Annotated in this window: 7 protein-coding genes and 1 pseudogene; 3 read left to right on the top strand and 5 right to left on the bottom strand. The window is 55.6% G+C overall.

The annotated features are described in order from the left end of the window. Positions 1-184: hypothetical protein (locus tag JCM12296_RS46165; RefSeq protein ID WP_246805074.1), on the bottom strand; the 184-nt coding region annotated here is incomplete at its 3' end. A gap of 83 nt (positions 185-267) precedes the next feature. Here JCM12296_RS46165 and JCM12296_RS51000 point away from each other — a divergent pair. The 3 genes and pseudogenes from JCM12296_RS51000 to JCM12296_RS37255 all read left to right on the top strand — a co-directional run bounded on the left by JCM12296_RS51000 (position 268) and on the right by JCM12296_RS37255 (position 2,716). Continuing rightward, positions 268-1,016, top strand: a pseudogene (locus JCM12296_RS51000) (hypothetical protein). 43 nt (positions 1,017-1,059) lie between these two features. Next, complete coding sequence (locus JCM12296_RS29360; protein WP_054700440.1) at positions 1,060-2,034, top strand: IS91 family transposase; 975 nt, start codon at positions 1,060-1,062, stop codon at positions 2,032-2,034. A gap of 160 nt (positions 2,035-2,194) precedes the next feature. Continuing rightward, complete coding sequence (locus JCM12296_RS37255; RefSeq protein WP_083456638.1) at positions 2,195-2,716, top strand: M91 family zinc metallopeptidase; 522 nt, start codon at positions 2,195-2,197, stop codon at positions 2,714-2,716. Between the two features lie 208 nt (positions 2,717-2,924). On the opposite strand, the gene JCM12296_RS29355 is transcribed toward JCM12296_RS37255, so the two are convergent. The 4 genes from JCM12296_RS29355 to JCM12296_RS29340 are packed head-to-tail and all read right to left on the bottom strand — an operon-like array spanning position 2,925 to position 9,166. Continuing rightward, positions 2,925-6,041 (bottom strand): efflux RND transporter permease subunit, encoded by a 3,117-nt coding sequence (locus JCM12296_RS29355; protein WP_054700438.1) that lies wholly within the window; start codon positions 6,039-6,041, stop codon positions 2,925-2,927. Continuing rightward, positions 6,041-7,237 (bottom strand): efflux RND transporter periplasmic adaptor subunit, encoded by a 1,197-nt coding sequence (locus JCM12296_RS29350; protein WP_054700435.1) that lies wholly within the window; start codon positions 7,235-7,237, stop codon positions 6,041-6,043. Before JCM12296_RS29350 ends, JCM12296_RS29355 begins: the two co-directional genes overlap by 1 nt. After that, positions 7,221-8,609 (bottom strand): TolC family protein, encoded by a 1,389-nt coding sequence (locus tag JCM12296_RS29345; RefSeq protein WP_054700432.1) that lies wholly within the window; start codon positions 8,607-8,609, stop codon positions 7,221-7,223. Before JCM12296_RS29345 ends, JCM12296_RS29350 begins: the two co-directional genes overlap by 17 nt. Beyond that, the gene (locus tag JCM12296_RS29340) at positions 8,600-9,166 is read right to left on the bottom strand and encodes a TetR/AcrR family transcriptional regulator (protein ID WP_172684168.1); all 567 of its coding nucleotides are present in this window, start codon (positions 9,164-9,166) and stop codon (positions 8,600-8,602) included. Before JCM12296_RS29340 ends, JCM12296_RS29345 begins: the two co-directional genes overlap by 10 nt. Positions 9,167-9,598 lie beyond the last annotated feature (432 nt).

Genomic DNA, 9,598 nt, shown 5'->3' with positions numbered 1-9,598 from the left:
CCCACCACAGCGGCCACCTGCCCGGCTGGAAACTGGTGGTGGAGACCTTGATGACCGAGGGGCTCCTGACCGCCGTCTTCGCCACCTCCACCGTGGCCGCCGGGGTGAACTTTCCGGCGCGCACCGTGGTCTTCTTCAACTCCGACCGCTTCAACGGCGTCGAGTTCATCCCCCTGGATGCCACCCAACTGCACCAGATGACCGGCCGTGCCGGCCGCCGCGGCATGGACCGCCATCGGCTTCGCCCTGGCCGTTCCCGGCCGCTACATGGACCTGCGCCTGGTGGCGCGCCTGCTCGCCTCACGGCCGGACAAGGTGGTCAGCCGCATCCGCATCAACTTCTCCATGGTGCTCAACCTGCTGCTCTCTTATACGCCGGCCCAGGTGGAGGAATTGCTCAAACGCTCCTTCGCTACCTGGCTGCTCATGGCCAATGCGGAGGAAAGCCGCCAGAAAACCCGCATGGCCAATGTCCACGAAGTGTTGTGGGAGGATTTCCAGCGCCACCTGGCTTTTCTCAAGGAGACGGGTTTCGTTGACAACGATGATCGCCTCACCGCCGACGGTGAGTGGGCCTCCCAGCTGCGCGTGGACCAGCCCCTCCTGGTGGCCGAATGCCTGCGCCAGGGTCTTCTGCCGGATCAGGACGCGGCCCAGATGGCCGGCGTCTTCGCCTGCTTCGTCAACGAGAAGGAAACCGACGACCGCCTGGAAGGCCGTCTGGTGCCCAACCGCCTGAAAAAACCGTCAACCGCATCCAGAAGAACCTCAGCGGATTCGCCCGCCACATGAAATCACGGGGCTTCGAGGTGCGTCAGCTCTACCTGCGGCCGGCGGCCATGACTCATGCCTGGGCCGCCGGCTATCCCTGGGAGCATGTGGCCGGCGATTATGGCATGGCCGAGGGCAACCTGGCCATGCTGATGATGCGCACGGCCGACAACCTGCGCCACGCCGCCAACCTGGTGGATGTCTTTCCCGACGCGGCCGTCACGGCCCGTGAAGCCATCGGCTGATCATGAAACCACCGGTGGTGGAGGGTGATGATGATGCGGAGGCTTGAAGTTTCAATCACGACCCAATGAACGCTGGCTGGATGCCCGTCGAAGCGAGCTTCTGCCCAGCGGCTATTTCCATCTGGTCTTCACCCTGCCGCACGATCTCAATCCACTGATCCACTGCAATCCAAAGGTGCTATTGGATGACTTGTCCGGCAGCGTCAACGAGACCCTGCAAACGTTTGCCGCAGACCCAAAGTGGCGCCTTAACGGCCAACTGGGCATTGTCGGCGTGCTGCACACCTGGTCCCAGACCTTGATCGATCACTTTCATCTGCACTGTCTGGTTCCCGCCGGTGCGTGGTCGTTCGACCGCTTGCGTTGGAACCCGTCCCGCAAGTCGTATCTGTTCCGGGCCAAATCCCTGGCCAAACAGTTCCGCAAGACCTATCTCGACTGTCTGTGGGAACGCTATGATAACGGTGAATTGCGCTTCCACGGCCAGATCGCTTCCTTGGCCAACCGCGAGGCATTTACAAGTCTTGTAAACCTGTTGCGGAAAAAACAATGGATCGTCTACGCCAAGGCCCCATTTGCCGGACCGGAGCAGGTGCTCGACTATCTGGGGCGCTACACGCACCGGGTCGCCATCTCCAACCATCGTTTATTATCGATGAATGACGGAAAGGTGACCTTTACCTACAAGGATCGCAGTGGCAATAATCGGACCCGCCGGATGACCCTGGCCGCCGATGAGTTTATCCGGCGCTTCCTGTTGCATGTGTTGCCACCGCGGTTTTTAAAAATCCGCTATTTCGTTTTTTTGTTTCACCGGGACAAGCGCCGGAACATCGCATTGATCCGGGAACAGATGGACGCGCAGGTCGTAACCACCGAACCTGCGGTTGAAGATGCCCGTCAGATCATGCTCCGGTTGACAGGCATCGATATTCATTGCTGTCCAAACTGCGGCAAGGGGCAGATGCAGGCCATGTTCAAGATCCCGCGATGCAGTCCGATGCGTGACCCGCCATAGCATCAAGCGGCTCTGTTCAACGCCATTTTATCCATCATCCCTTTCCTTGCTCTATTGGTTCCACCGAATGTTTTGTTAACACGCGGCTTGCCGTCGCTTAGTACTTTTGTATCGGGACGATGGATAAAACGCTATTCGTTAGGGGAATCATGAAAACCATATGTCACTAATAATTTGCCATCCATCACCTCTTCACGCTGAATTGATCATTAGTGGCTCAAGAGACTTCAAAGATAAAGTTACTTCTAACCTTGCAGAGGCAAAAAGTTGTTCACCGTATATTGCCACGCTTATAGAAAATATCGAAAAATCAGATATGACTATAACGATAACGCCTATAACCGATGATCCATTAACGTGGCACAAAAGCGGGAAAAGAACACGTTCGCACACTGAAGCTTTAGACGAAAAGAGCCGCAGTGCTGCAAGAAACAAGGGTACGGATTCAATTATTTATATTAATACAGATCGAATTACTCGAACAGATAAAACATACAAAAGAGGCGTGTTAATTCACGAACTTGTGCATGCATATGATTTGTCTGATGGAAAATATCATCGTAGTTATCCTATTCGTGAAAAAAGAGCCGTATTTTTTCAAAATATTTGCCTCCAGCAGGCCATTGATAGATCGCCGCGGCTGCTGAGGCATGTGTTGAACCCGGCTTGCAGCATATCCTGAACGTTGAACGTTAGCCACTTATGGGAGCCATAATGGGCGCCCCCTGCCCATGTGAATAGATGGATAGCTTGATGCGACCCCTACCCAAATAAACAAGCGATGCTAATTACTCTTGTGGGCTGGAGCGGTCCCAGGCTCAGCGCATCACATCGATTTTTCAAATCACACGATATCGGCAACATCCCTCGGCTGCCTCGCTTCACCTAATTCAGTCCGCCTCCGTATTCTTTGCGGTTCTATTTAACCCGTTGGAAATATTACTGTCTCTTCGAATGAACAGTCCGTGGAGCACCGGCACCATAATCAGCGTCAATATGCCCGAGACAAGTATGCCCCCGACAGATGCGACGCCGATGCCGTTTCGCATCTCCGCCCCGATTCCCCGGCTCACGGCCAGGGGCAGCATACCCAGCACCGCCGCAACAGTGGTCATAACAATCGGGCGAAACCGCTCGCAGGCTGCGGAAACCATCGCCTGGCGGCGGGGAGTCCCCTGGCTGACCCGGACGTTGAACTGATCCATGATGAGAATGGCGTTATTGACCACAATGCCGGCCATCATCACGAAACCCATGATAACGAAGATATCCATGCTGAGGCCTGCGATGTAAAGTGCCCACATCACGCCGATGAGCGATAGGGGCACCGTTACCAGGATCAACACCGGCTGTTTGAAGGATTCCAAAATGGCCGCCAGGCACAGCACCACCAATACCATGGCGATGATCGCGGCTTCTCCCAGAAGTGACTGCGCATCGGCCATTCGTTCATAGTCTCCGGTAAAACGGTACTCATAACCCGGCGGAAACACGCCTTTCTCCCGGATTGCTTCGGTTATCCTGCCGACCGCCGTTCCCAATGGCAGGGTGCTTTCGAGATTGGCCAAAAGCTTCGAGATACGGTATTTGTCCTTCCGGGTGATTTGGATCGGCGTACGTGTTTCATACATGGAAGAGAGGGTCTCCAGAGGCACTGCCTTTCCCGGTTCTCCCGGAAACTGAAAACTGGATACCTGCCGTTTGCCTTCCTGTTTTTCCATGCGAACGACGATGTCGTAGTTGCGGGCATTCTCCTTGAACGTGCCGGCGGTAAGCCCCTCGATGTTTCCACGAAGGGCCATGCCAAGGACCGTTGCAGAAATGCCCCGGTCCGACAGCACCGGCCGGTTTGGGCGAATGAGCAGTTCCGGCTTTCCCGGGCGGACCGTTGAATCAATGTCCCTGAGCCCCGGAATCTCCTCAGACAAACGCTGGGCTTTCAGGGCCAGTCGGTCCAGTTCGGCCAGAGACATCCCTGCGATCTCCATTTCCACGGGGACCTGCATTCCACCGCCAATGGTGGCGGGTTTGCCGACAGAGACGACCGCCTCCGGATAATTTTGCAGTCGCGACCGGATTTCGCCGATGAACTGGTCGACCGTGGCCGCGCGTTCGTCGCGTTCGGGAAACCGCAACAGCAACTGCGCGAGATAGACGCCTTCGGACGATTGGCCCAGCATACCCTCGACCTTTCCCACCGTCACCATGCGATGCCGGAGTCCTGTCAGATCGGTCACACGGGCCTCGACATCCCGGACACGCCGCCATGTTTCGTCCAGGGAGTACCGCGTCGGATATTCGAGTTTGACGATCACCTCTCCCCGGTCGATCCCCTGGAACAGGTCAAAGCCGATATCCGGCGCCAAAGACATCGATTGGACCAACATACCGGCGATTAAGAGCATAACCAGCACGGCCGCGACCCTGTGCCTCCCCGTGGCGTCTATCAATCGCCGATACTTTTCCACCAGGGCTGCAAAACGCCGGTTCCAGAGCGATTCCAGCCGTGTCAGGAGTGTCCGCCGGTTCGGATCACGGGGCGTGAGCAGAATCGAGCAGAGCATCGGGGTCAGGGTAAAGGAAATAAAAAGTGATACGAGGGTTACGATAACCATCGTGAGCGCCAGCGGTTTGATGAACATACCCACCTTGCCGCCCATGGTGGCCAGCGGGAACAGCACCACCGTGTTTGTCGCAGCACTGGCCAGCACCGCGATAAACGTCTCCTTTGCGCCCAGAGCGGCCGCTTCTTTCGGCGGCTTTCCCTCATCCAGGCGTCTGACGATACCCTCTAACACGACGATGGAGTTGGCCACCAGGATGCCCACGGACATGCCGAAGGCGATCAGCGTCGCCGTGTTGAGCGTAAAATCGGCCATCTGCATGAAAAACAGGCCGATCACGATGGTCAGCGGCATCGTGATACAGATCACCAGCAAGGTTCTCAGGTTGTACAAAAAAACGAACAGGATTGCGGCCGTCAGCACAATACCTTCACCCACGTTCGACCAGGCACTCCATACGCTGGCTTCGATGAACCGGCCCTCGTCCGTGACCCAGACCAGTTCCATCCCGCCGGGCAGATTCCCTTTGAGTGCGTCAACCACATCGCGAACCCGGCGGGTCACTTCAACGGTGTTGGCATCCGACTTTTTTATGACCCGGATCGAGATGGCCGGCCGGCCATCCACGGCTGCGACTTGGCGGAGCTCTTCGGTGGTCATTTCAATGGAAGCCACATCGCCAATGCGACAGCTTATTCCCCTGTCGTTAACGATCTCCAACTGACTGATCCCCTGGACATTTTCGAAGTCCGCATCGAATTTGACACTGTACTCGACGCCCCGATCCTGCACCCGGCCGCTGGGAATAGTGCGAATCCCTTTTTGGATGGCCTCATACACGGATAGGGAGGTCAGTCCCCGGGCCTGGAGCCTGTCCCTGTTCAGCAGCACATGTACTTCGCGTTCCGCACCACCGACCAGCTCCACCTCAGCCACACCGAAGATCGTGGTAAGGCGGTTCTTCAGGTCATTGTCTGCAAAATCGTAGAGTTCATCCAGCGGCACATCGCCGGTGAGGCCGAGAGTGATAATGGGCAAGGCGTTGACATCGAACTTTTGAATGATCGGGTCTTCGACATTCACGGGAAAGTCCGAGCGGATCAGGTCAATCTTTTCCCGGACGTCGATACTGGCCAAATCAACGTCAATGTTCATTTCAAATTCCAGCAGCGTCTGGCAAACGTTCTCCATGCTCACGGAACTGACGTGTTTTAACCCGCTGATGGAGACCACCTCGTCTTCGATACGTTTGGCGATATCCGTCTCTATCTCTTCGGGAGAGGCGCCCGGATACACGGTGATAATCGTTATAAAGGGTGCATCCATCTTGGGCATGAATTCCAGACCCATTTTCCGGGATGCATTCAATCCCAGCAGCGTCAGACCGATGATCAGACAACTCATGGCCACGGGGCGGTTGATGGAAGCATTGGAAAGAAACATTACTCCACACCCTCCTTTACTTCGACGACGGTCATACCGTCATTCAGGCGTTCCTGCCCCATGCGAACAATCGGCTGGCCCGCGGCCAGATCGACACCTTGGACTTCCACCCAGCCGTCGGATTCCAGCCCGGTTTCAATGGCCAGCATATGGGCGATGTCATGTTTCACGGTAAAAACGACTTTTCCTTTTCTTCTTCTAAGAACGGATACCGTGGGTACCCCGAGCCCGGTTCTTTTTTGGAGTATTACGGCCACTTCCGCGCGGGTGCCCGGCACGACGACGTGAGGCGGGTTTTTCAGTAGTGCCCTGATTTCGAACGTACGCAGCTTGGGGTTTATTGTCGGACTCTTGGTGGTAATCACCATGCCGCCGATATCCCTGTCCCCCGACCCGGCACGAAGCAACGTCCGGCCTACGACCACGCGCGTATAGTATGTTTCCGGCAGATACGCTGAAATTTCTACCACCGACAGATCATCGATGCGGAGAACGGCGGTGGCGCTTTTTGCCATTTCGCCGGGCTCCATCATCCGCTGGCTGACCATTCCGGCGATGGGTGCGGTGACAAGCGAATCCGCCAGATCTTTTCTGGCCATGGACATGTTGCTCTTTGCCTGCGCTTCCTGCGCACGGGAGAGCACGAGTCCGGCCCTGGCCTCCTTCAGGGCGGCTTTTACCTGTTTGAGATGCGATTCTTGTGCTTCGAAGACGCTTTGGGTGACGGCCCGGTCCTGGTTGTAGAGCCGTTCATAGCGTTCAAAATCCATCCGTACTTTTGCCAGATCTGCCTCAATCCGCTCGACTGTGGCCGCACGGGCCTGAACCGTAGCGGCCGCGACCGCCACCTGCTGCCCGGCAGATGCTACTGCCCGTTCCAGCTTGATTTTGTCTGTCTGGAACAATTTCTGTCCACGCTTCACAGGATCGCCCTTGTCCACGAAGATCGATTCCAGCACGCCGGGAATGCGCGCGGATACGAGCGCGGTATTCTTTGCCTCCACATTGCCCGATACCTTGATGCGTTCCTCGAAAGTCATCTTTCGGACCGGCGACAAAACCACCGGCAGGCGTTTTCGGGCTCCAGGTGCGGTTGTGTCCGATGTCGCCGGCCGGGCCCAGAACAGAACCATGGCCGCAGCCAGCACCGTTGCGGTCAGACAGATGTTGCCCGCTGTTTTAATTGATTTTTCCATGCGCATTTCCTTCCGGGGATACGCCCATTACATCCAGCAGGGTTGCAGCCGCCACCTGTGTTTGAAACCCGGCTGCCAAGACATTTGCGGTGGCAGCCGAATGGCGGGTCACCGCATTGAGCCGCTCCGACGTGAGCAGCAATCCCTCCCGCCACTTTGATTGCGTTTCGCCTAAAAAGGCTTTCGCTGCCACAAGCTCCTGTTCTGCCAGTTGCAGGTTGTCGAGAGATCGCTCATATTGCGATCTTGCCCGTATGACCTCCAGCATGATCTGCATGCATGTCTGCTCGCGGGCGATGAACGCCTGCGCCTTTCGCTGCTTGGCCGCCTGATAGGCATAGATGTTGGCAAAACCGTCAAATACGTTGAGGACACCGGACACGCCGAAGGTCCATATATCGCTGAATTTAAAAAATGAATTCGTGCTGTGACTAAATTCACCGAACACCGATATGGTGGGCAGGAACCGGGAAATGGCCATCCGGACGTCATCCTTGCGGATTTCGATGGCCGTGTCAGTGATGTACATTTCAGGCCGCTGAAGCATGGCCTTAAGAATTTGATCGGCCAGGTCCTGTTTCTCAACGGTCAAAGGCGCACCTGCTTTAAGGTGTATGGCTGCAAATGGGGACAGTCCCATCGCCTCCAGCAGCGCTGATCGGGCCTCAGTCTGCATCCGGGTGTTTTCAGTCAGATTCACCTGTTGGGCGAGAAAGATGGTTCTCATCTGCTCGACCTGACTGGGCATGGCCAGCCCTTCCCCGGCTAACGCCTCCAGTTCCTTGAGCAGTTCACCCGCTTGTGCCAGTGATGCGTCAATCGTTCCGCGTGCCTGCTCCAGCGAAAGTATGGAAAAGTAGAGGGTCGTCACTTGGAGACGAATCAAGTCGCGCGTCCTTCGGGCGACAAGTTTGGTGATGTTCTCGTTTTTGGTGTATGCCTCGTAGAGAAACCATGCCTCGGGTGCGAAGATGACCTGCTGGGCACCGAGTACGGTTTCCGTGACGGATCGGTCGGACATGGGGAGGTAGACCCCGTGCACTCCGATCTGTTGCTGTTTGTCCGAAGTGTAATGAATCAGTTCGATATTGACGTGCGGAAGAAAATTACTAAAAGCGATCTTCCGGTCCAGGTTTGCGAGCCGCTTGTTGATCTGCGCCGCCTGCGCATCCAGATTGTTCGCCAGCGCAATGTCCACGCAATCCTTGAGACCCAAAGCGCCTTTCCCGGACAATTCCCCTGCCGTAAGTTCCGCCAGCGCGGCAGGGAACTGCTCGGCATGCTCCCGGCGAGTCTTTTGCCCGTCAAAATGACCGCAGCCGCAAACGGCAGAAAGCAGCAGGCATAAAACCGGCAGCCACTTTACTTGCATGAACGTGCCTCCTCCTCTTCGATAAGCCGGAGGATTTCCTCGATAAAGGCGCTGCGCTCTTTATGGGTATAAGTTGCCGTACCCAGCATTTCGGACAAAAGCATGCCTTTCACTGCAGAGACGATCACGCTGACAAATGCATGGGAAATTCCGGCGGCTTCGATTTCCTTGTTGATGGGTTCGTAATAGAACCGGCGTGAATCATCGAGCAGTTTGGGGTCGTGGGAACCGGCAGCCAGGAGCGCGGCAGCGACAGATTTGGCCTCTTTTTGACGCATGGTCCCCATCGAGATGATATGGGCCTTGAGTGTTCTTGCGGGACTTTTTTTGAGTGTTGCCAACTGCGTTTCCCGATCGCGCGTAAATGTCTCTTCAAGCCTGGAGACCATCGCTTGGAGCAGGGCTTCCTTTGTTCTAAAATGATAAAGCAATCCCCCTTTGCTTACGTTTGCTCTTGCACTGACCGCATCAAGCGTTAGATGTACGGCGCCTTTTTCCTGAACAAGATCGGCGGCAGCTTCCAGTATTGCATCTTTACGGCTCTTTCTGTGTCCCACATCAATCTCCCTTCAAGTTCACTCGCAGAGGATTTGGATGACGATTCATGCTTACCCATACCATACTATACCGTCTGGACGGTATAGTAAAATTTCTATTCACCCTGGAACACACATCCATTTTTTTGACGGTTGAGTGTAAAATCAAATTAATATCAATGTGTTAATGTCTAAGCTGCCGCCGCCAGTAAGCGCACCTGAAACATCAACTATATGGGGGGAATAACTAAATGATGTGATGAAGGGCACCCCCAGTGTCAATGCACGCTTTGCGTGGCATGGGGGAAACAGCGGCAATTTGGGGGGCAGACGGACGGGCAGACGGGGCAGACGGGACGTCCATAAGAGGGGCAGACGGGACGTCCATAAGAGGGGCAGACGGGACGTCCATAAGTAAATAAGTTGACATTCCATAACTCCCACATTATGCTT

This window comes from Desulfosarcina cetonica JCM 12296 (assembly GCF_001311845.1).
Lineage (GTDB): Bacteria > Desulfobacterota > Desulfobacteria > Desulfobacterales > Desulfosarcinaceae > Desulfosarcina > Desulfosarcina cetonica.
This window is presented reverse-complemented; position numbering and strand designations above follow the sequence as displayed.

Excerpts from the sequence above, each read along its gene's own strand:
- JCM12296_RS37255 (WP_083456638.1), top strand. The coding sequence starts at position 2,195 with ATGTCACTAATAATTTGCCATCCATCACCTCTTCACGCTGAATTGATC.
- JCM12296_RS29355 (WP_054700438.1), bottom strand. The coding sequence starts at position 6,041 with ATGTTTCTTTCCAATGCTTCCATCAACCGCCCCGTGGCCATGAGTTGT.
- JCM12296_RS29350 (WP_054700435.1), bottom strand. The coding sequence starts at position 7,237 with ATGGAAAAATCAATTAAAACAGCGGGCAACATCTGTCTGACCGCAACG.
- JCM12296_RS29345 (WP_054700432.1), bottom strand. The coding sequence starts at position 8,609 with ATGCAAGTAAAGTGGCTGCCGGTTTTATGCCTGCTGCTTTCTGCCGTT.